This window comes from Rhodococcus sp. WB1 (genome assembly GCF_001700945.1).
GTDB classification, from domain to species: domain Bacteria; phylum Actinomycetota; class Actinomycetes; order Mycobacteriales; family Mycobacteriaceae; genus Rhodococcus; species Rhodococcus aetherivorans.
In genome coordinates this window covers 2,183,449-2,203,858 of the sequence record NZ_CP015529.1, presented here as the reverse complement: position 1 = coordinate 2,203,858, position 20,410 = coordinate 2,183,449, and the positions used below count along the sequence as shown (strand labels likewise).

At 71.8% G+C, this 20,410-nt stretch carries 22 protein-coding genes; 9 read left to right on the top strand and 13 right to left on the bottom strand.

From position 1 onward, the window contains the following. Positions 1–3: 3 nt before the first annotated feature. The 4 genes from A4U64_RS28490 to hisD are packed head-to-tail and all read right to left on the bottom strand — an operon-like array spanning position 4 to position 3,300. Positions 4–159 (bottom strand): hypothetical protein, encoded by a 156-nt coding sequence (locus tag A4U64_RS28490; protein ID WP_006937015.1) that lies wholly within the window; start codon positions 157–159, stop codon positions 4–6. Then, entirely contained in the window at positions 159–791 is a 633-nt protein-coding gene (gene hisB, locus A4U64_RS09840; protein WP_029544085.1) for an imidazoleglycerol-phosphate dehydratase HisB, read from the bottom strand. Before hisB ends, A4U64_RS28490 begins: the two co-directional genes overlap by 1 nt. Then, positions 788–1,912 carry a histidinol-phosphate transaminase gene (locus tag A4U64_RS09835; RefSeq protein ID WP_006937022.1) on the bottom strand — a complete coding sequence of 375 codons (1,125 nt, stop codon included), beginning with the start codon at positions 1,910–1,912 and terminating at the stop codon, positions 788–790. Before A4U64_RS09835 ends, hisB begins: the two co-directional genes overlap by 4 nt. After that, positions 1,909–3,300, bottom strand: a complete 1,392-nt coding sequence (hisD, locus tag A4U64_RS09830) for a histidinol dehydrogenase (RefSeq protein WP_065922507.1) — start codon at positions 3,298–3,300, stop codon at positions 1,909–1,911. Before hisD ends, A4U64_RS09835 begins: the two co-directional genes overlap by 4 nt. A 130-nt stretch (positions 3,301–3,430) precedes the next feature. On the opposite strand from hisD, the gene A4U64_RS09825 reads away from it, so the two are divergent. From A4U64_RS09825 to A4U64_RS09800, 6 genes are all read left to right on the top strand, one after another. Next, positions 3,431–3,814 (top strand): helix-turn-helix domain-containing protein, encoded by a 384-nt coding sequence (locus tag A4U64_RS09825; protein ID WP_029544089.1) that lies wholly within the window; start codon positions 3,431–3,433, stop codon positions 3,812–3,814. A 176-nt stretch (positions 3,815–3,990) separates the two neighbouring features. Beyond that, complete coding sequence (locus A4U64_RS09820; protein WP_050035341.1) at positions 3,991–5,679, top strand: PHA/PHB synthase family protein; 1,689 nt, start codon at positions 3,991–3,993, stop codon at positions 5,677–5,679. An 84-nt stretch (positions 5,680–5,763) separates the two neighbouring features. Further along, entirely contained in the window at positions 5,764–6,180 is a 417-nt protein-coding gene (locus A4U64_RS09815) for a hypothetical protein (RefSeq protein ID WP_006941283.1), read from the top strand. Positions 6,181–6,256: 76 nt separating this feature from the next. Beyond that, positions 6,257–7,381, top strand: coding sequence for an alpha/beta fold hydrolase (locus tag A4U64_RS09810; protein ID WP_050036371.1), 1,125 nt, complete (start codon positions 6,257–6,259; stop codon positions 7,379–7,381). Continuing rightward, on the top strand, positions 7,378–8,616 hold the full coding sequence (locus A4U64_RS09805; RefSeq protein ID WP_029544092.1) for a glycoside hydrolase family 1 protein: 1,239 nt from the start codon (positions 7,378–7,380) through the stop codon (positions 8,614–8,616). Before A4U64_RS09810 ends, A4U64_RS09805 begins: the two co-directional genes overlap by 4 nt. A 29-nt stretch (positions 8,617–8,645) precedes the next feature. Beyond that, positions 8,646–9,281: a LysE family transporter gene (locus A4U64_RS09800; protein ID WP_065922506.1), complete on the top strand. Its 636-nt coding sequence runs from the start codon at positions 8,646–8,648 to the stop codon at positions 9,279–9,281. A gap of 7 nt (positions 9,282–9,288) precedes the next feature. Here A4U64_RS09800 and A4U64_RS09795 read toward each other — a convergent pair whose 3' ends face one another. The 5 genes from A4U64_RS09795 to nadA all read right to left on the bottom strand — a co-directional run bounded on the left by A4U64_RS09795 (position 9,289) and on the right by nadA (position 14,673). Further along, on the bottom strand, positions 9,289–9,585 hold the full coding sequence (locus A4U64_RS09795; protein WP_006941289.1) for a DUF2470 domain-containing protein: 297 nt from the start codon (positions 9,583–9,585) through the stop codon (positions 9,289–9,291). A 16-nt stretch (positions 9,586–9,601) separates the two neighbouring features. Beyond that, positions 9,602–11,005, bottom strand: coding sequence for a WS/DGAT/MGAT family O-acyltransferase (locus A4U64_RS09790; RefSeq protein ID WP_084648621.1), 1,404 nt, complete (start codon positions 11,003–11,005; stop codon positions 9,602–9,604). A 162-nt stretch (positions 11,006–11,167) separates the two neighbouring features. After that, positions 11,168–12,037: a carboxylating nicotinate-nucleotide diphosphorylase gene (gene nadC, locus A4U64_RS09785; RefSeq protein ID WP_006941300.1), complete on the bottom strand. Its 870-nt coding sequence runs from the start codon at positions 12,035–12,037 to the stop codon at positions 11,168–11,170. After that, positions 12,038–13,636 carry an L-aspartate oxidase gene (locus A4U64_RS09780; RefSeq protein ID WP_065923455.1) on the bottom strand — a complete coding sequence of 533 codons (1,599 nt, stop codon included), beginning with the start codon at positions 13,634–13,636 and terminating at the stop codon, positions 12,038–12,040. It abuts the gene before it with no gap. Between the two features lie 2 nt (positions 13,637–13,638). Then, positions 13,639–14,673 carry a quinolinate synthase NadA gene (gene nadA / locus A4U64_RS09775; RefSeq protein WP_050035344.1) on the bottom strand — a complete coding sequence of 345 codons (1,035 nt, stop codon included), beginning with the start codon at positions 14,671–14,673 and terminating at the stop codon, positions 13,639–13,641. Between the two features lie 79 nt (positions 14,674–14,752). Between nadA and A4U64_RS09770 the strand changes: the two genes are divergently transcribed. Next, positions 14,753–15,457 carry an NUDIX hydrolase gene (locus A4U64_RS09770; RefSeq protein ID WP_006941309.1) on the top strand — a complete coding sequence of 235 codons (705 nt, stop codon included), beginning with the start codon at positions 14,753–14,755 and terminating at the stop codon, positions 15,455–15,457. A gap of 78 nt (positions 15,458–15,535) precedes the next feature. Further along, complete coding sequence (locus A4U64_RS09765) at positions 15,536–15,877, top strand: hypothetical protein (RefSeq protein WP_065922504.1); 342 nt, start codon at positions 15,536–15,538, stop codon at positions 15,875–15,877. 99 nt (positions 15,878–15,976) lie between these two features. Here A4U64_RS09765 and A4U64_RS09760 read toward each other — a convergent pair whose 3' ends face one another. The 4 genes from A4U64_RS09760 to bioB form a co-directional block, all read right to left on the bottom strand. Next, a complete protein-coding gene (locus tag A4U64_RS09760) occupies positions 15,977–16,678 on the bottom strand; it encodes an MspA family porin (protein ID WP_006941310.1) in 702 nt (233 codons plus the stop codon). 267 nt (positions 16,679–16,945) lie between these two features. Beyond that, positions 16,946–18,202: a patatin-like phospholipase family protein gene (locus A4U64_RS09755; protein ID WP_029544094.1), complete on the bottom strand. Its 1,257-nt coding sequence runs from the start codon at positions 18,200–18,202 to the stop codon at positions 16,946–16,948. Positions 18,203–18,327: 125 nt separating this feature from the next. Further along, entirely contained in the window at positions 18,328–18,522 is a 195-nt protein-coding gene (gene bsaP, locus A4U64_RS09750) for a biotin synthase auxiliary protein BsaP (protein WP_006941314.1), read from the bottom strand. A gap of 9 nt (positions 18,523–18,531) precedes the next feature. Then, entirely contained in the window at positions 18,532–19,545 is a 1,014-nt protein-coding gene (gene bioB, locus A4U64_RS09745) for a biotin synthase BioB (RefSeq protein WP_029544097.1), read from the bottom strand. Positions 19,546–19,677: 132 nt separating this feature from the next. Between bioB and A4U64_RS09740 the strand changes: the two genes are divergently transcribed. Then, positions 19,678–20,340, top strand: a complete 663-nt coding sequence (locus A4U64_RS09740) for a TetR/AcrR family transcriptional regulator C-terminal domain-containing protein (protein ID WP_065922503.1) — start codon at positions 19,678–19,680, stop codon at positions 20,338–20,340. The last annotated feature ends 70 nt before the right edge of the window (positions 20,341–20,410 follow it).

Sequence of the window (20,410 nt, the reverse complement as noted above, 5' to 3'; positions counted from 1 at the left end):
ACGTCAGAGCAGCCTCAGCACACCGGCGATCGCGGCGAGCAGGGTCAGCGCCAGCAGCACCCCGGCGAAGAGGGTGTTGCCGCCCCGCCACGTCGACCAGGTGCCACCCGCGGCGAGGCCGGCGAGCATGAACAGGCCGTACGTCAGGACGACGTCCACTACAGGGTGCCCTTGGTCGACGGCACGCCGCTGACCCGGGGATCCGGTTCGACGGCCTGGCGCAGCGCCCGCGCGACGGCCTTGAACTCGGCCTCGGTGATGTGGTGCTGGTCGCGGCCGTAGAGCACGCGTACGTGCAGGGCGATGCGGGCGTGGAAGGCGAGGGATTCGAACACGTGCTTGTTGATCACGGTCGAGTACGGCACGCCGGGGTAGCCGCCGATCACCGAGTGCACCATGTAGTCCGGTTCGCCGGTGTGCACGCAGTAGGGCCGGCCGGAGACGTCCACCGCCGCGTGCGCGAGGGTCTCGTCCATCGGAATGAACGCGTCGCCGAAGCGGCGGATGCCCCGCTTGTCCCCGAGTGCCTGATTCAGCGCCTGACCGAGGACGATCGCGGTGTCCTCGACGGTGTGGTGCGCCTCGATCTCGATGTCGCCCTGGGCGCGCACGGTCAGGTCGAAGCTGGCGTGCTGACCGAGCGCGGTGAGCATGTGGTCGTAGAACGGGACACCGGTGGTGATGTCGGTGCGGCCGGTGCCGTCGAGGTTCAGCTCGACGACGATGGACGACTCCTTGGTGGCACGCTCGATCCGCGCGGTGCGCGGGGTGGGGGTGGTCTGCTCGCTCATCGCCCGTCCTCGATCTCGGTGGCGGCGAGCTTCTCGCTCACCCGTAGCAGTTCGTCGTTCTCGTGGGCCAGGCCCACGGTGGTGCGCAGGAACCCGGGGATACCGACGTCCCGGATCAGCACACCCTCGTCGAGGTAGCGCTGCCAGGTCGCGGCGGCATCGGCGAAGCGCCCGAACAGGATGAAGTTCGCGTCCGAAGGCACCACGTGGTAGCCGAATCGGGTCAGCTCGGTCGCGATGCGGTCGCGTTCGGCGCACAGCCGCGCGACCGAGCCGAGGGTCTCGTCGGCGTGCCGCAGCGCGGCCCGGGCGGCAGCCTGGGTGATCACCGACAGGTGGTAGGGCAGCCGCACGAGCAGCAGTGCCTCGACGAACGCGGGCGCGGCGGCGAGGTAGCCGAGCCGGCCCCCGGCGAACGCGAACGCCTTGCTCATAGTGCGCGAGACGATCACCTTGGCCGGGAACTCGTCGATCAGCGCGAGCGCGCTGGGGGCGGCGGAGAACTCGGCGTAGGCCTCGTCGACGATCACGATGCCGGGCGCGGCCGCGCAGATCGCGCGCAGCTCGTCGAGCGGGATGCTGTGCCCGGTGGGGTTGTTCGGGCTGGTGACGAACACCACGTCGGGTTGCTGCCGGCGGATCGCGGCCACCGACGAGTCGAGGTCGAGGGTGAAGTCCTCGCCCCGGTAGGTCGGCAGCCACTCGGTCTGGGTGCCGTCGGCGATGATCGGGTGCATCGAGTAGGACGGCACGAATCCCATAGCGGATCGGCCCGGCCCGCCGAAGGCCTGCAGGATCTGCTGCAGGATCTCGTTGGACCCGTTGGCGGCCCAGACGTTCTCGACGCTCACGCCCACCCCGGTCTGCCGGGTCAGGTAGGCGGCGAGGTCGGTGCGCAGCGCGACGGCGTCACGGTCGGGGTAGCGATGCAGCTGCGCGGCGGCCTCGCGCACCGACTCGGCGACGTCGTCGATCAGGGCGCGGGTCGGTGGGTGCGGGTTCTCGTTGGTGTTGAGCTGCACCGGCACCGTCAGCTGCGGCGCACCGTAGGCGGACTTGCCGCGCAGGTTCTCCCGCAGCGGCAGGTCGTCGACGGTGATGCCGGATCCCGGGGCGCTCACTGCAGGTCCTCGAAGCGCAGCCGCACGGCCTCGCCGTGCGCGGGCAGGTCCTCGGCGGTGGCGAGGGTGATCACGTGCCCTGCGACGTCCTCGAGCGCCTCGCGGCTGTACTCGACGACGTGAATGCCGCGCAGGAACGTCTGCACGCTCAGTCCGGACTGGTGCCGGGCGCAGCCGGCGGTGGGCAGCACGTGGTTCGAGCCGGCGCAGTAGTCACCGAGGCTGACCGGCGCCCAGGGGCCGACGAAGATCGCGCCCGCGGCCCGTACCCGCGCGGCGACCGCGGAGGCGTTCTCGGTCTGGATCTCGAGGTGCTCGGCGGCGTAGGCGTCGACGACCTTCAGGCCCTGGTCGAGGTCGTCGACGAGGACGATCCCGGACTGGCTGCCCGACAGCGCGGTCCGTACGCGTTCGCGGTGCTTGGTGAGCTCGAGCTGGGCGGCGACGGCGGCGTCGACGGCGTCGGCGAGCTCGGCGCTGGTGGTGACGAGGACCGACGCGGCCATGACGTCGTGCTCGGCCTGGCTGATCATGTCGGCCGCGACGTGGACCGGATCGGCGGTGTGGTCGGCCAGGATCGCGATCTCGGTGGGGCCGGCCTCGGCGTCGATGCCGACGACGGCGCGGCACAGGCGCTTGGCGGCGGTGACGTAGATGTTGCCCGGGCCGGTGATCATGTCCACGGGCGCGAGTTCGGCGTCGTCGACGGCGGTGCCGTCCGGTGTCACGACGGCGGTGCCGTCCGGTGTCACGACGGCGGTGCCGTCCGGTGTCATGTCGGTGCCGCCGTAGCTGAGCAGCGCCACGGCCTGGGCACCGCCGACGGCCCACACCTCGTCGACGCCGAGCAGGGCGGCAGCGGCGAGGATGGTCGGGTGCGGCAGGCCTCCGAAGTCCGCCTGCGGCGGGGACGCGACGACGAGCGACTCGACGCCGGCGGCCTGGGCGGGCACCACGTTCATCACGACCGACGACGGGTAGACGGCGTTGCCGCCGGGCACGTACAGCCCCACCCGCTCGACCGGCACCCAGCGTTCGGTGACGGTGCCGCCGGGCACGACCTCGGTGACGGTGTCGGTGCGGCGCTGGTCCTGGTGCACCGTGCGGGTGCGTTCGATCGCGACGACCAGCGCCGAGCGCACGGCGGGATCGAGTTCCTCGAGGGCCCGGTCGAGTTCGGCCTTCGGCACCCGCACGCGGTCGGGGCGCACCCCGTCGAACTTCTCGCTGTAGTCGAGGGCGGCGGCGGCGCCTCGGTCGCGCACGTCCTCGACCACGGGCCGCACCTGATGCAGCACCGCGTCCACATCCACTCCGCCGCGGGGCAGCGCGCCCCTCAGCTCCGCAGTGGTGGGGGTTCGACCACGCAGGTCGGTGCGGGCAAGCATGAGGTGTCCTCTCTCGCGAACGGGGGTCCGTTCCATTATCCGTGATGGCGGCGATCGCCCTCGACGGCAGTCCCCGAACGCGCCGTCCGTGCGCCTCGGGGCGGCCGGCGGCCGGACCTATGCTGACCACATGGAGGACGATGTGTCGCACCCCCCGACGTTGGGGGAGCTGATCCGCCGGCAACGTGAGCTCGCCGAGTTGCCCATGCGGCAGCTCGCCGCGATGGTGGGGATCTCGAACCCGTATCTGTCGCAGATCGAACGGAACCTGCGGGCGCCGAGCGAACGCGTGCTGCAGGCCATCGCCGAGCAGCTGCATCTGTCGGCGGATGCGTTGACGGCCGAGGCGGGGCGGCCGGATCCGGGAGAGTCCGCGGTGGTGCACGCGATCCGGGAGGATCCGGATCTGACGAACGCGCAGCGGCGGTCGCTGGTGGAGATGTACGAGGCGTTCCGGGAGGTGACCGTGGGTAAGCGGCGCCGGGGTGCGCGCTCCGACGACGATGCGGAGTGAGTAAGGTCACATCGGACGGCATAATGTGAGCCATCCTCAGGTTTCGGCTGGTGGGGCGCCGCGTCCCCGCCCGCCCGCCCCACGTGCAGCTCGCATGTACTTCGCGGTAAGATGCGCGACCCGGCACGCGGTGTCACCCTCGGGGCACACCCCTCTTCCCCATCTGGAGATGTCCCTTGCTCGACCACGTGCACAAGAAGTTGAAGTCGACCCTGGACCCGATCGGCTGGGGTCCCGCGGTGAAGTCGGTGGCCGGACGCGCCGTCCGCAACCCCCAGGCCGTCACCGCCGCCACGACGGAATACGCGGGCCGGCTGGTGAAGATCCCCGCGGCGGCCACCCGCGTGTTCAACGCCGACGATCCCAAGCCGCCGATGCCGCTCGACCCGCGGGACCGCCGTTTCTCCGACACCGCCTGGCGGGAGAACCCCGCGTACTTCTCGCTCCTGCAGAGTTATCTCGCCACGCGGGCCTACGTCGAGGAACTCACCGACGCCGGCGCCGGCGATCCGCTGCAGGACGGCAAGGCCCGCCAGTTCGCGAACCTGATGCTCGACGTGCTGGCCCCGTCGAACTTCCTGTGGAATCCGGGCGTGCTCACCCGTGCATTCGAGACGGGCGGGGCAAGCCTGCTGCGCGGCGCCCGATATGCCGTGCACGACGTGCTCAACCGCGGCGGCCTGCCGCTGAAGGTGGACTCGGACGCGTTCACCGTCGGCGAGAACCTCGCGGCCACCCCGGGCAAGGTGGTCTATCGCAACGACCTGATCGAGCTGATCCAGTACACGCCGCAGACCGAGCAGGTGCATGCGGTGCCGATCCTCGCCGCGCCGCCGTGGATCAACAAGTACTACATCCTCGATCTCGCACCCGGTCGCAGCCTCGCCGAGTGGGCGGTCCAGCACGGCCGCACCGTGTTCATGCTCTCGTACCGGAACCCGGACGAGTCGATGCGGCACATCACCATGGACGACTACTACGTCAACGGCATTGCCGCCGCGCTGGACGTGGTCGAGGAGATCACCGGGTCGCCGAAGATCGAGGTGCTGTCCATCTGCCTCGGCGGCGCGATGGCCGCGATGGCCGCCGCGCGCGCATTCGCCGTCGGCGACAAGCGCGTGACCGCCTTCACCATGCTCAACACCCTGCTCGACTACAGCCAGGTCGGGGAACTCGGGTTGCTGACCGATCCGTCCACGCTGGACCTCGTCGAGTTCCGGATGCGGCAGCAGGGCTTCCTGTCCGGCAAGGAGATGGCCGGCAGCTTCGACATGATCCGCGCGAAGGACCTCGTCTTCAACTACTGGGTCTCGCGGTGGATGAAGGGCGAGAAGCCTGCGGCCTTCGACATCCTCGCGTGGAACGAGGACAGCACGAGCATGCCCGCGGAGATGCACTCGCACTACCTCCGGTCGCTGTACGGCCGCAACGAGCTGGCCGAGGGCCTCTACGTGCTCGACGGACAGCCCCTGAACCTGCACGACATCACGTGCGACACCTACGTCGTCGGCGCGATCAACGACCACATCGTGCCCTGGACATCGTCGTACCAGGCGGTGAACCTGCTGGGCGGCGACGTGCGCTACGTGCTCACCAACGGCGGGCACGTCGCCGGCGCGGTGAACCCGCCCGGCAAGAAGGTGTGGTTCAAGGCCGTCGGGGCGCCGGACGCCGAGACCGGCTCGCCGCTGCCCGCGGATCCGCAGGTCTGGGACGACGCGGCCACCCGCTACGAGCACTCGTGGTGGGAGGACTGGACGGCCTGGTCGAACAAGCGCGCCGGGGAGCTGGTGCCGCCGCCGGCAATGGGCAGCGCCGCCCACCCGCCGCTCGAGGACGCTCCGGGCACGTACGTCTTCAGCTGAGGACTTGCGCGTTAGCATTCATCTTGCTAACCTGCTAACAGCGTCCTCCGAGGCGCCCTCACACACCCGAACGGAAGGTACGCCATGACCACCGCCAAGACCCCCGTCGACGCCGCTGTCGCCAAGACCACCGCCGACACCGCCAAGGCCAACGAGGCTGCTGCCAAGGCCACCGCGGACGCCACCGCCGCCGCTCAGAAGATCGCCGAGTCGGCCACCACCGCCGCGAACCAGGCCACCGCCGAGTTCACCAAGGCTCTCGACGAGAGCGCCGCCCGCCTGAGCGAGTTCAACGACAAGGTCGTCGACGCTGCCAAGCAGAGCGGCAACCTCACCGTCGACACCTACGAGCGCGCCGTGACCAGCCTGCTCGACCTGCAGGAGAAGATCGCCTCCGCCACCCCGATCGCCTGGGTCGAGGACCTCACCAAGGCGCAGGTCTCCTTCGCCCGTGAGCTCACCACCACGGTGACCACCACCGCACGCGATCTCCTCAAGTGATCGATTGTGCGTCTGTTCCGACGCGATCGCGTCGGAAGAGGGGCACCACGCACCGGGCGCCGGTTCAATGAACCCCATGAACGCCCTGCAGACCGTCGCGATCGCCGCCGCCCCGTTCCGTCTCGGGGCGGCGGCGATCGCCGGCTGGAGCACCTACCTGGCCACCCTGAGCCGACGCGGCGCGCACCCGCTCGACGTCGCCGGCGACATCGCCGACTGGTGGCGCGTGCTCACCGACCGCGAACCCCCGCGCTGGGCCCACCCGTGGCCCGTCGCGCACTCCTGGCCGCTCGCCCGGCTGCGTGACTGCAGCGACCCCGACGCTCCCGCCCCCGAGGCCGTCCCCACCCTGCTGCTGCCGCCGCAGTCCGGATCGCACTCGTGCATCGTCGACCTCTCCTCCGACCGCAGCCAGGTCTCCGCCCTGCGCAGCGGCGGGTTGTCGCGGCTGTACTGCCTGGACTGGGCGCCCGCCGGCCCGGTCACCGACGGCGCCTCCCTCGACGACCATCTCGCCGTCCTCGCCGAGGCCGTCGAACTGCTCGGCGGACGGGTCAACCTGGTCGGCGGCAGCCAGGGTGGCTGGCTCGCGGCGATGCACGCCGCACTGCATCCGCGGACCGTGCACAGCCTCACCGTCGCGGGGGCCCCGATCGACTTCCACGCCGACCGTCCCGGTGCCGGCGCCCTCGAACACGTGCCACGCTCGGTGTCCGCGTCCGTGCTGAACCTGTGGTACGACGCCTCTCGGCTGTTCGGGGTGCTGCCCACCGACCCGGTGAGCGAGGTCCAGCGCAGCCTCGAACTGCTGGGCCTGCTGAACGACCCCGACACCCTCGGACAGGCGATCGACGAACGACGGTGGTTCCTCTGGCGCCAGGAGATCCCCGCCGCATTCCGCACGTGGATCCTCGAGCACCTGTTCGTCGGCAACGACCTCGTCGCCGGGGCCGTCACCACCGCGGCCGGTCCGGTGGACCTGGCCGCGATCGAGTGCCCCGTGCACATCGTCCTCGGCCGGCACGACCTCGTGGTGCCACCGGGACAGGTCCTCGCCCTCGCCGACCACGTCAGCACACCCGCCGGCGACATCACGGTGCACGACGTCGACGCCGGCCACCTCGGCTTGTTCGTCGGCCGGCGCGCCCTCACCGAGCTGTGGCCTCGGCTTGCGGCCGGGATCGCCGCGCACTCCCGATGAGGACCGCCGTCGCGGCGGTACGGAGGGCTGCTGCCGCCGTGGTGCTGACGGCCGCCCTCGCGGCCGCCGCCGCGGCGGGGTCCTCCCCGCCCGCCCACGCCGCGGGAGACGGGTTCCTGTGGGGCGTGTCGAGTTCCGGCTTCCAATCCGAAGGCTCCCCGCCGGACAGCAACTGGACCAGGTACGCCGCGTCGGGCCGCACCCACGAACTCGTCGGCACCTCGGTGGATTTCCGTCACCGCTACCGGGAGGACATCGCCGCGGCCGCGGACCTCGGGGTGGACGTGTTCCGGTTCTCGGTCGAGTGGTCCCGCATCCAGCCCACCCCGCACGGCTGGGACGAGGCCGAACTGCGCTACTACGACGACGTCGTCGCGACGGTGCGCGGGCACGGCATGATCCCGATGATCACCCTCGACCACTGGGTGTACCCCGGGTGGATCGCCGACCGCGGCGGTTGGCGCGATCCCGCCACGGTCGGGGCATGGCTCGCCAACGCCGAGCAGGTCGTCGCCCGGTACGCCGGGCTGGGCGCGATGTGGGTGACGATCAACGAACCGACGATCTACGTCCAGAAGGAACTCGCCTTCGGCGGGATCGACGCTGCCGACGTCCCCCGCATGTTCGACGCCCTGGTCGCCGCGCACCGCTCGATCTACGCCCGGATCCACGAACTGGACCCGGGCGCGCGCGTGACGTCCAACGCCGCGTACATCCCCGGGGTGCAGACCGGACTCGACGCCCTGTTCGTCGACCGGGTCCGCGACACCCTCGACTTCCTCGGGCTCGACTACTACTACGGGGCCACCCTCGCCAACCCGAGCGCGATCCACGCGCTCACCGACGACTTCGCCTCGATCGTCCCGCATCCCGACGGGATGTACGAGGCGCTGATGCACTACACCCGCCGTTTCCCGGGGCTGCCGCTGTACGTCGTGGAGAACGGAATGCCCACCGCCGACGGGGCGCCCCGCGCCGACGGCTGGACCCGGGCGCGACACCTGCGCGAGCACGTCGACCGGATGCGCCGCGCCGCGGCCGACGGCGCCCCCGTCTTCGGGTACAACTACTGGTCGATCACCGACAACTACGAATGGGGAAGCTACACACCACGTTTCGGCCTGTATACCGTCGACGTGCGCACGGATCCGAACCTGACGCGCCGTCCCACCGACGGGGTCGACGCCTACCGGGCCGTCACCGGTGAGCCGTGGCCGGTGCCGGTGCCGGGCTGACCGGCCCGGCCCGGTCGTAGAATCGCCCGATGACCTGGCAGACGTGGGTGGCCCTGCTCGGCGCCGCCTGGGTGATCAGCCTCTCCCCCGGCGCCGGCGCGATCGCGTCCATGTCCTCGGGCCTCGCCCACGGACTGCGGCGCGGCTGGTGGAACATCGTCGGGCTGCAGTTCGGCCTGCTGCTGCAGATCGTGGTGGTCGCCGCCGGCGTCGGCGCGGTCCTCGCCGGGTCCGCGGCGGCATTCACGGTGATCAAGTGGTTCGGCGTGGCCTACCTCGTGTACCTGGGGGTGCGCCAGTGGCGCACTCGCCCCACCGAGGTCGACCCCGGCGCGGCGCCGGGACTCGGCTCGGCGCCGGCGCTGGTGGCGCGCGGGTTCCTGGTCAACGCGAGCAACCCCAAGGCGGTGGTGTTCATGCTTGCCGTGCTGCCGCAGTTCCTCGATCCCGCAGCCCCGCTGCTGCGGCAGTACCTGATCATCGCGGCGACGATGGTGACCGTCGACATGATCGTCATGACCGGCTACACGGGCCTGGCGGCGCGGGTGCTGACGCTGATGCGCTCGCCGCGCCAGCAGCGCATCACGGGCCGGGTGTTCTCCGGGCTGTTCTTCACGGCCGCCGCGTTCCTGGCCACCGTGCGCCGCGCGGCCGCCGCGGCATAACGGCCGGTCAGTGCGGCCGCGGCGCCACCCCGAGCCGCTCGCACGCGGCGTGATACAGGGCGACCACTGCGGTGCGGATCCCCGCCCGGTCGGAGACGGGCTCGAGCCACGGCACCCGCACCGTCGTCTCGATGCCGCCGACCTCGACGACCCACTCGCCGAACTCGGTGTGCACGCCGGTCATGCGGGCGGCGCCCGCCGTGGGTTCCGCGAACGCGCGGACCACGAGCAGGTTGTCGTCGGCGTGGTCGTCGTTCATGTGCCCGGTCACGGCCGCGACGACGGCGGCGTCGAAGGAAGTCACGCCGGCGAGCCTAGCCTCACCGATCGCCGTCGGCGCCCGCCACCCCGACGGTGCGTTCGAGCGCGGCGAGCTCGTCGTCGAGGTGCGCGATCAGGCGATCGAGCTGCGGGACGCTGCGGCTGCACGAGGTGAGCCCGAACGCGATCCGATCGTCGGTGCTGGTGCAGGTGATGTTCAGGGCCTGCCCGTCGACCGGCACCGACAGCGGGTACAGGGCGTCGACGCGGGCGCCGTTCCAGTACAGCGGCTCGACCGGGCCCGGCACGTTGGAGACGATCACGTTGAACGGCGGCCGCACCACGGCCCGGTTGCCGGTGAGCACCCCGACCGCGAGCGGAGCCATGCCGAGAGCGCTCGTGGCCAGCAGCGCGGTCTGGGACCGGCCCCGCATGGACTCCTTGCCGTCGACCATCGCGTCCCGGATGGCGGCCAGGCGGGCCGCCGAACCGTCGACGTGGGTGGCGAGCGGGCACATCAGCACGCCCACGTCGTTGCCGCCCTCGGTGGTCTTCCCGCGACGCAGCGACACCGGCACCATCGCGACGAGCGGATCGTCGGGCAGGGCCTCGTGGTCGAGCAGGTAGGCGCGCAGCGCTCCCGCGGACATCGCGAGGACGACATCGTTGACGGTGGCGCCGGCGGCCTCGGCGACGCGCCGCAGCCGCGTCAGCGACCAGTCGTGCGCGGCGAAGCGGCGGCCACCGGCGATGGACACGTTGAGCATCGTGCGCGGCGCCGTGAGCGACACCGCGCCGCCGCGGCCCCGCAGGGCCCGGTCCACGGTCCCCACCAGCGCGGGCACCATCCCGGCGGCCTCGTCGACGACGCCGCGCACGGCCCGCACGGTCATGCTCGGCAGGTCGAGCGCGGTCCCGACCGCGGAGTGCGGCGGGTCGGCGGACGGGAAGCGCGCCCAGGGCGGCGGCATGTCGGTGCGGTCCGCGTCGGAGCTCAGGGCCCGGTGCAGCAGCCGCATCGCGCCGACACCGTCGGCGAGGGCGTGGTGGATCTTCGTGTAGATCGCGTACCGCCCGTCGGCGAGGCCCTCGATCAGGTGCATCTCCCACAGCGGCCGGCTGCGGTCGAGGAGGGTGCTGTGCAGCCGCGACACCAGGGCGCGCAATTCGGCGATGCCCCCGGGGCGTGGCAGGGCGTCGCGACGGACGTGGTGTTCGAGGTCGAAGTGCGGGTCGTCCTCCCACGTCCACATCCCCAGGGTGGCGAGGGAACGGACCGCGCGCCGGCGCCACAGGGGCGCGACGTCGTCACCGGCGAGGGCCGCGTCGAACAGCGCGCGCAGGGAACGGGCGTCGCCGCCCGGCGGCGGCTGCAGCAGGATCAGCCCCCCGACGTGCATGGGATGCTCGCGCGACTCGCCGAGCAGGAACATCGAGTCGATCGGGGACATCGGCAAACGCATGCGAGGTCTCTCCGTTCCCCGGCGACGGGGAACTGGTTAGTGGCGGACCCCCTGTGACCCGCCGGACGCGCGCCGCCGCCGTGAGGTGCCTCACGGCGGCGGATACGTAGCCAGTTGTACGCGATCGATGCGGCCGGTGCCAAGCGCGGCCCCGGCGTGGCGTCACATGTCGAGACCGAGGTCGAGGACGGTCACCGAGTGGGTCAACGCGCCGACGGCGAGGTAGTCGACCCCGGTGCGGGCGTAGTCCGCGGCCACGTCGAGGGTCAGGCCCCCGGAGGACTCGAGGCGGGTCTGCGGCGCGTGCGTGTTGCGCCGTTGGACCGCGATCTGCGTCTGCCACAGCGGGAAATTGTCGAGCAGGATCAGCTCGACGTTCTCGGCGAGCACCTCGTCGAACTGCTCGAGGCTGTCGACCTCCACCTCGCACTCGAGGTCGGGGGCCTGGGCCCGCACGGCCCGCAGCGCCGCGACCACCGAACCGGCGGCGACGACGTGGTTGTCCTTGATCAGCGCGGCGTCGCCGAGACCCATCCGGTGGTTGACACCGCCGCCGACCCGCACCGCGTACTTCTGCAGCGCCCGCAGGCCCGGCAGCGTCTTGCGGCTGTCGCGGATCTTCGCGTCGGTGCCGGCGACGGCGTCGACCCACTGCGCGGTGGCGGTGGCGATCCCGGACAGGTGGCACATCAGGTTCAGCATGGTGCGCTCGGCGGTGAGCAGGCCCCGGGTGGGGGCCTGCACCGTGAGCACCGCCTCCCCCGCCGCGGCACGATGCCCGTCGACGGCCCGGTCGAGCACCTCATAGTCGCCGGCACCGAGGACCTCGTCGAGTACCAGCAGACCGATGTCGATCCCGGCGACGGTGCCGGGGCTGCGCGGCACCACCGACGCCGTGGCCACGGCGTCGGCCGGCACCGTGGCGGCGGTGGTCACATCCGGGCCGTAGCGCAGGTCCTCGTCGAGGGCGACGCGCACCAGCGCGAGCGTCTCGTCCCGATCGAGTCCGGCGGGCAGCTCGGTGCTGGCCATTCAGTGTGCTCCTGTGAGTTGTGGTGTGCGCAGCGTGATCTCGCCGTCGGCGTCGAGACGCGTCTCGAGGCTGCGACGCTGCGCGGGGTCGGATGCGGGATGGTCGTCGCGGGTGTGGCACCCGCGGCTCTCGGTGCGGGCGCCGGCCGCGAGGGTCAGGGCCCGGGCCGCGACGGTGAGCGCGGCGTCCTCGAGCGCCGCCGCGTCGGTGCACCGGCCGGTCGGGGCGGCGGTGAGGCCCGCCCCGGCGACGGCGAGCCCGGCGGCGTCGCGGACGACGGAGGCGTGCCGGGTCATCAGCTGCTGCAACGCCGCCCGGTCCGCGCGGGGCCGGACGGGCAGGTCGGCGTCGGCGGTCTCGACGCGCAGCCCCCCGCGCTCCTCGGCCGCGGCCAGACCGGCGCGCTCGCCGACGACGAGGCCCTCGAGCAGGCTGTTGGAGGCGAGCCGGTTGCCGCCGTGCAGGCCGGTGCGGGCGACCTCGCCCGCCGCGTACAGCCCGGGTACACCGGTGCGGCCGCACACGTCGGTGACGACCCCGCCGCACGAGTAGTGCGCGGCCGGAGCGACGGGAATCAGGTCGCGGGCCGGGTCCAGGCCCACCTGCGCCAGGGAGGCGGTGACGGTCGGGAAGCGCCGCGCGAACCCGTCCAGGTGCCGGGCGTCGAGCAGGACGTGGTCGTCGCCGAGCTCGGCGAGCCGGGTGGCGATGGCACGGGAGACGACGTCGCGCGGCGCGAGGTCGCCGAGGGGGTGCACCCCGGCGGTGACCGGGCGGCCGGCACTGTCCACGAGGCGGGCACCCTCGCCGCGCACGGCCTCGCTGACGAGCGGGCGGCGGCCGACGGATCCGGCCGCGAACAGCACGGTCGGGTGGAACTGGACGAACTCGAGGTCGGCGACGGCGGCACCGGCGTGCAGGGCCAGCGCGATACCGTCGGCGGTGGCGCCGGGCGGGTTGGTGCTGCACGCGTACAGCTGCCCGAGGCCGCCGGTGGCCAGCAGCACGGCCGGGGTGTGGACGACACCGAGGCCCCGGTCGTCGAGGACGAGCAGGCCGGTGACGCCGCGCGTGTCGGTGAGGACGCGGGCGGCGGCGGCACCGAAGAGCACCGGCAGTCCGGCCGCGCCCAGGGCACGCTGGATCTCGGCACCGGTGGCGTCGCCGCCGGCGTGGATGATGCGGCGGGTGCTGTGGCCGCCCTCGCGGGTGCGGGCGATGCCGCCGTCACGGCCGCGGTCGAACACGGCTCCCAGGTCGGTGAGGGCCGCGACGGCGTCCTGCCCGCCGGAGACGATGGACCGCACGGCCGTCTCGTCGCACAGGCCGGCGCCGGCGGCGCAGGTGTCGGCGACGTGGGAGTCGACGGAATCCGCCGGCCCCGGGGCGACGACGGCGATGCCGCCCTGCGCGTACTGGGTGGCGGTGTCGGTGGGGCCGCCCTTGCTGACGGTCAGCACCCGCAGTCCGCGCCGGGACGCGGCGCGGGCTGCGGTGAGGCCGGCCACGCCGCCCCCGACCACCACGAGGTCGGCGCGGGCTTCCCAGCGGATCGTGTCCCGCCGCTCCGCTCGACCCGCGCCGACGCCGGAGGACATCGTCACTCCCCGCCGCCGGGGTTGCCGATCGCGATCATCCGCTGCACCGACTGCCGGGCCCGCTCGGCGACGGCCGGGTCGACGTGGACCTCGTCCTTGCCCTCCTGCAGGCAGCGCAGCAGCGCGGCCGGAGTGATCATCTTCATGTAGGGGCAGGACGCGCGGTCGTTGACGGCCTGGAAGTCCACGCCGGGCGCCGCCTTGCGCAGTTGGTGCAGCATCCCCACCTCGGTGGCGACGAGGACCTGCTTGGCGCCGGTGGCGCGGGCCGCGTCGAGCATGCCGCCGGTGGACAGGATCTTGACCTTGTCGTCGGCGACGAAGCCCTCACCGGCGAGGTACAGCGCGGAGGTGGCGCAGCCGCACTCGGGGTGGACGAACAGCTCGGCGTCGGGGTGCGCCTTGGACTTGGCGGCGAGCTCGTCGCCGTTGATCCCGGCGTGCACGTGGCACTCGCCCGCCCAGATGTGCATGTTCTGCCGGCCGGTCACGCGCTTGACGTGGGCGCCGAGGAACTGGTCGGGCAGGAACAGCACCTCGCGGTCGGGGTCGATGGAGGCGACGACGTCGACCGCGTTCGAGGAGGTGCAGCAGATGTCGGTCAGGCCCTTGACCTCGGCGGTGGTGTTGACGTACGAGACGACGACCGCGTCGGGGTGGTCGGCCTTCCATTCGCGCAGCTGGTCGGCGGTGATCGAGTCTGCGAGCGAGCACCCGGCCCGCTCGTCCGGGATGAGGACCGTCTTGGCGGGGCTGAGGATCTTCGCGGTCTCCGCCATGAAGTGCACGCCGCAGAAGACGATGGTGTCCTCCTCGGCCTCGGCGGCGATGCGCGAGAGGGCGAGGGAGTCGCCGACGTGATCGGCGACGTCCTGGATGGCGGGCAGCTGGTAGTTGTGCGCCAGCAGCGTGGCGTTGCGTTCGCGCGCCAGTCGCCGGATCTCCTCGGCCCACTCCGGGGTCGCCTCGACGCCGGTGTAGCCGCCGGGTCCGTCCTGGATCGGGGTGTGCGCGCCCGCCCACGTCGTAGTGGTCATGGCCTGCTCCTTCGCCGTGCACCGGGCGGGCTTTGCCCGGATTTCCGTATTCGGGGGTTTTCGACTTAGGATCGAAAACATGACACATGGTAGCACCCTTCACGAAGTGCTCATCGTCGTGTTCCAGGTTCGCCGATTTCCGGACACCCAGGGCGGCACGAAGACCGAGCTCGGGGTGCTGTTGTGGCAGCGCGCCCTCGACCCGGAGGCGGGCACCTGGTCGCTGCCCGGCGGCCGCCTCCGCGACGACGAGGACCTCACCACCTCCGCCCGTCGCCAGCTCGCCGAGAAGGTCGACGTGCGCGAGGTGGCGCACCTCGAGCAGCTCTCGGTGTTCTCCGATCCGCACCGGGTGCCGGGACCGCGCACGATCGCCTCGACCTACCTCGGGCTGGTGCCGATCACCTCCGATCCCCACCTGCCCGAGGACACCGCCTGGCATCCCGTGTCGGACCTGCCGGCGATGTCCTTCGACCACGGGGTCATGGTCGAGAACGCACGCACCCGCCTGGCCGCCAAGCTCTCGTACACCAACATCGCCTTCGGGCTGGCCCCCGCCGAGTTCGCCATGTCCACGCTACGTGAGATCTATTGTGCGGCACTCGGATACCAGGTGGATGCCACGAACCTGCAGCGCGTGCTCAAGCGCCGCGACGTCCTGACCCCCACCGGCACCACCGCCCCGCCGGGGCGTGCCGGCGGCCGTCCCCCGGCACTGTTCCGCTTCACCGAGTCGCGCCTGCGCGTCACCGACGAGTTCGCCGCCCTGCGCCCGCCGGGCTGACGGTTGGTGTGGTTCTCTGTTTCGGTATCGGCAACTGCAGGACGGCCCGGCCGAGTGGACGGTGGCGGCGAGCGCGTAGTGAGCTACCTCGAGGAGGTCGGTGCCGGCAAACGCGCCGAATCCGCGGAGCCGCTCGTCGCGGTGGCACAGGGCTGCGGCGAGCCGGCCGAGCCGGTTCGGGGGCTCGGCGAAGAATCGCAGGCGCGCGTCGCGTTCACCGAGATGCTCGGCGCCGTCGCCGGCCGTTGGGGGCTCCGGCGGCAGACGGCGGCGTCGGCCGGCAGCGGGTGCCCGCAAGTGGGCCCGCTCGAAGGCCTGAGAGTCGTCCGGGCGGATGCGGACCGCGTCCCCCTCAGGGGCGACATCGAGAATCCGGTAGGTGTCGTCGATCAGCGTCATCGCCACGGCAGTGCACGGTAGAAGCTCGACGTCAACGCTCGGTCACACGCCGATGAGCATCGCCTCCGCCTCCGTCGGTGGTGACCCGCTGGGATCCAGGGCCACCACCGACGGAGCCCGTCAGTTGAGGCGCTGCGGGACGCCGTAGGTGACCACGGTGTCGTTGTTGGCGGTGATCGCGCGAGCGAACGGCCGGACCGTCACCGGCCCGACGGCACCGGAGACCGAGCCGTGCACGCCGGCGATCCGGACGGTGACCGAATCCCCGTCGAACTCGTGATCCTCGACGATGGCGACCTCGGTGATGCCGCCGGGGGCGAGTTCGACCTCGATCTCCTGCTCGGGAATGATCGAGCCGCCGATCGTCGCGCCGGTGCTCGCGTCGAGGCCCAGCGCGAATTCGGGTGCCAGTTCGACGTTGACGCCCACCTCGTTGCCGACCTCCCAGTCCAGGCTGGGGGTGAAAATGTGCACCACCGCACCGGGCACCGCGACCGGGTAGCCGATCTGATATCCGAGGGTGAGCTTGGTGCCGGTGTAGTCGGCGGCACCGGGCCCGGTGATGTTCACGGTGGCGGAACCGTCGTGGAAGAACTCGACACTGAGCGGGGAGCTGTCGAGCGGGAGAACGCCCTGGATGGAGGTGTCGGCCTGCAACACCTCGATCGCGTTGCCGTCCGCGAGGGGCAGCACGCGGGCGTTGTCGACGGCGGCGGTGGCGGCGCCCGGGCCGACGAGCACGCTCAGCGCCACGGCTGCGGTGAGCGCGGTGCCCCGGACGACATTCGGACGGAATCGGTTGCCGGAGAATCGGTGGACCATCGTGACGACCTCGTTCCTGGAGGGTGGGAAGCGGCGTGACCTCCGACACGCAGGCACAGCCTAGAAGCAGCGCACGCGATTTCGCCGGACGAACCGGGGCGCGGCGTGTCCTGAACGTGACGCCGCCACGGGCGCGCAGGCAGGATCCGCGCAGGCAGGATCACAGCACTCCGGCAGCGCCTGGTTCACACCGCTGTGGCACCGACCGGCCGCTCATAGATGACAAGTTCCGCGAGAACCTACAGCGAGGTCCGGCACATGCCGGCCTTACGTATACCGGGCGTCGGCCGGGTACCGGGGGAAGCCGTCGCCGGCCGCGCGCCAGTCGGCCAGCCACCGCTCGGTGAGTTCCGTGCCCTCGGCCCGCAACGCCGCCAGGTGCCGCGGACTCCGGTCGAGTTTCGAGGCGTGGTCCAGCGTCCACGCCGAGTCCCGGCTCATCTTGATCGTGCGGACCACGACGGTCTTGCGGTCCGTCAGGGGCGGGGCGTCGTTGCCGTACTTGTCGATCCACCGGTTGACGGTGAGGATGTGGTCGAGTTCCTGGTTCAGCGACAGGTTGCCGGCCAGATCGTTCTCCCGGTCGCGGATCTCCTCGAGACCGACGCGCAACGAGGTCGGCGAGTACTCCTGCGGGTTGATCCGCACCACCCAGATCTCGTCGGGCTTGTCGTCGCAGGTCTCGGTGTCCAGCAGGTCCCGCACCGGCGGGTTCTGCGAATACAGGCCGTCCCAGTAGTAGCCGGTGCGCCGGACGGTGGTGCCTTCGTCCGCAGTGGGGAACTCGAGGTTCTCGATCGGTTGTGCGGGCAGCAGCTCGGGCAGCGTGCCCGACGCCGCCACCCCGTCGAGCGACAGGGCGCGTCGCATCCGCCACCGCGTCGCGCCGTACTGGTCGCGCTCCGGCGGGGGCTTGAGCCCCAGTTCCTCCAGGGTCTTGTCCGAGTCGAAGGTCTCGAAGTTGCCGCTGAGCACCTCGATCGCGCCGGCGATGACCCGGACATTGTTCTGGGCGAGGAGCTTCCAATCGACCGAGTCGAAGTCCGGGCAGAGCGAGGCGAGCAGGCCCTGGAATCCGAGGTACTCCGGGCGGGCACCCACCGATCCCAGGCCGAGCAGCCCGAGGCGGCCCGCCGCGGCGTACGGACTCGATTCGGGGAGGGCCACGCCCGCGGCCTTCCAGCGCAGCAGCACCTGCCCGGCCAGGTTGTGCAGCGTCTCGGCGGGGTTGGTCGCCGCGAACACGGTCCACAGGTGGTCGAGTCGTTCGACGGCCTTGTCGACGGTGCCGCAGTCCGGGTCGGATCCGTTGGGGGCCAGGCCGTACCAGGTCGCAAGCGCGCACAACGCGCCGGCGGACGTGCCGCTGAACGAGACCAGATCGAAGGAGGTGCCGCCGTCGGCGTCCCATCGCTGCTTGGCCCGCAGAATCGAGGTGAGCGCACCCCAGGTGAAGGCGACGTGCGTGCCTCCACCCTGACAGGCGATGGCAATCTTCTTGCGCCGCACGGACTGCACCGACACGTTGATCCTTCCGGAGGGGACGTCGCGCTGATTGTGTCGCATCTCCGGCCGCCTGTCCGCGCGGGCCCCGGGCGCGGCGGTCCCTCCCCGGCCGCACCCGCCACGGTCGGCGGGCGCGGCCACGCTCAGCGACGTTCCGTCAGGCTCGAGTCGAGCGTCCCGTGCCGGGAGCACCGGGCCCACCAGCCGTCGGGGGCGACCTGCACGATCATCCGGCGCCCGCACTGCTCGCAGAACCGGGGCGGCTCGAGACCGAGCCGGGCCGCGGCCGGGACCGGGGCGTTCTCGTCGACGGGCCGGCCGGTGAACGGGTTGAACACGCCGGCCTCCTAGAGGGTCTCGCCGAGCGCCTTGATCGGCATCTTCAGCTCGCCGAGCAGGTCGATGTCGGACTCGGCCGGCCGGCCGAGGGTGGTGAGGTAGTTGCCGACGATGACGGCATTGATGCCGCCGAGGATGCCCTGCTTGGCGCCGAGGTCGCCGAGGGTGATCTCGCGGCCGCCGGCGAAGCGCAGGATCGTGCGCGGCAACGCGAGCCGGAACGCGGCAACGGCCTTGAGCGCCTCCGCCGCCGGCAGGACCTCCAGATCCCCGAACGGGGTGCCCGGGCGCGGGTTGAGGAAGTTCAGCGGCACCTCGTCGGGCTCGAGCGCGGCCAGGTCGGCGGCGAATTCGGCACGCTGTTCGAGGGTCTCCCCCATGCCGAGGATGCCGCCGCAGCACACCTCCATGCCGGCCTCGCGGACCATCCGCAGGGTCTCCCACCGCTCCTCCCAGCTGTGGGTGGTGACGACCTGCGGGAAGAAGGAGCGGGCGGTCTCGAGGTTGTGGTTGTAGCGGTGCACTCCCATCGCGGCGAGCTGGTCGACCTGCTCCTGGGTGAGCATGCCGAGCGAGCAGGCCACCTGGATGTCGACCTCGTTGCGGATCGCTTCGACCCCGGCGGCGACCTGGGCCATGAGCCGCGCGTCGGGCCCCCGGACGGCGGCGACGATGCAGAACTCGGTGGCACCGGTCTTGGCGGTCTGCTTGGCGGCCTCGACGAGGCTGGGGATGTCGAGCCATGCCGAGCGGACCGGGGAGGCGAACAGCCCCGACTGGGAGCAGAAGTGGCAGTCCTCGGGGCAGCCGCCGGTCTTGAGACTGATGATGCCCTCGACCTCGACCTCGGGGCCGCACCAGGTCATGCGGACCTCGTGGGCGAGGCCGAGAAGATCCTCGAGCCGCTCGTCGGGCAGCTGCAGCACCTCGAGGACCTGCTCACGGTCGAGTCCCTCGCCACGCCCCAGCACCTGTTCGCGGGCGAGGGTGAGGATGTCGGCACGGGCGGGGGCCTGGGTCACGGTCGTCTCCTGGAGGGTGCGGGTCACGGCGAACTTGAACACCGTTCACTTGAACGCTGTTCAGGCTAGGGTGGCGGTGGTCTACTGTCAACGCGACGAATGGTCGGGAACCAGGTACGACGGGAGCGAACGGTGCAGTTGCGACGCGGCGACGTCCTCGACGGCGCGATGGCGATCCTCGACGAGTACGGTCTCGGCGACCTGACGATGCGCAAGCTCGCCACGTCGCTCGGCGTCCAGCCCGGGGCCCTGTACTGGCACTTCCCCAACAAGCAGACCCTGCTCGGCGCGATGGCCGACCGCATCCTCGACGGCGTCGACGCCCCGTCCACCGCCCCCGCCTGGGACGGCGCACTCACCGAACTCGCGCACCGCTTCCGCGCCGCACTGCTCGCCCACCGCGACGGCGCGGAACTCGTCGCCGCGACCTACGCGTCGCGCCTGACCACGTCGCGCGTGCGGGAGGCGTTCGTCGCGGCGGGCCTGCGGGCGCGGTTGTCCCGCGCCCACGCCGAACTCGCCGGGTACGCGCTGCTGCACTACGTCCTCGGCCACACCGTCGACGAGCAGTCCCGTCTGCAGCTCGCCGAACTCGGGGCGCTGACCCGCAAGCCCGTCTCGCCCGACGTGTCCACCGAGACCGCGGCCGGCTCGGACGACGACCTGCTCGACGGGGATCCGTCCGTGCGGTTCGACTTCGGCCTGACCCTGTTCGTCGACGGCATCCGCAGCCGCCTGCGCGAGGGCGATCCCGCTGCGTCGCGGCCGAATGTCACACCGGTGCAACCCACCTGAACGCATGTGACATTCGGCCACCAGGACGGACGGGGGTCGGCCGCGCGGTGGCCTGCTACCGGTGGGCCGA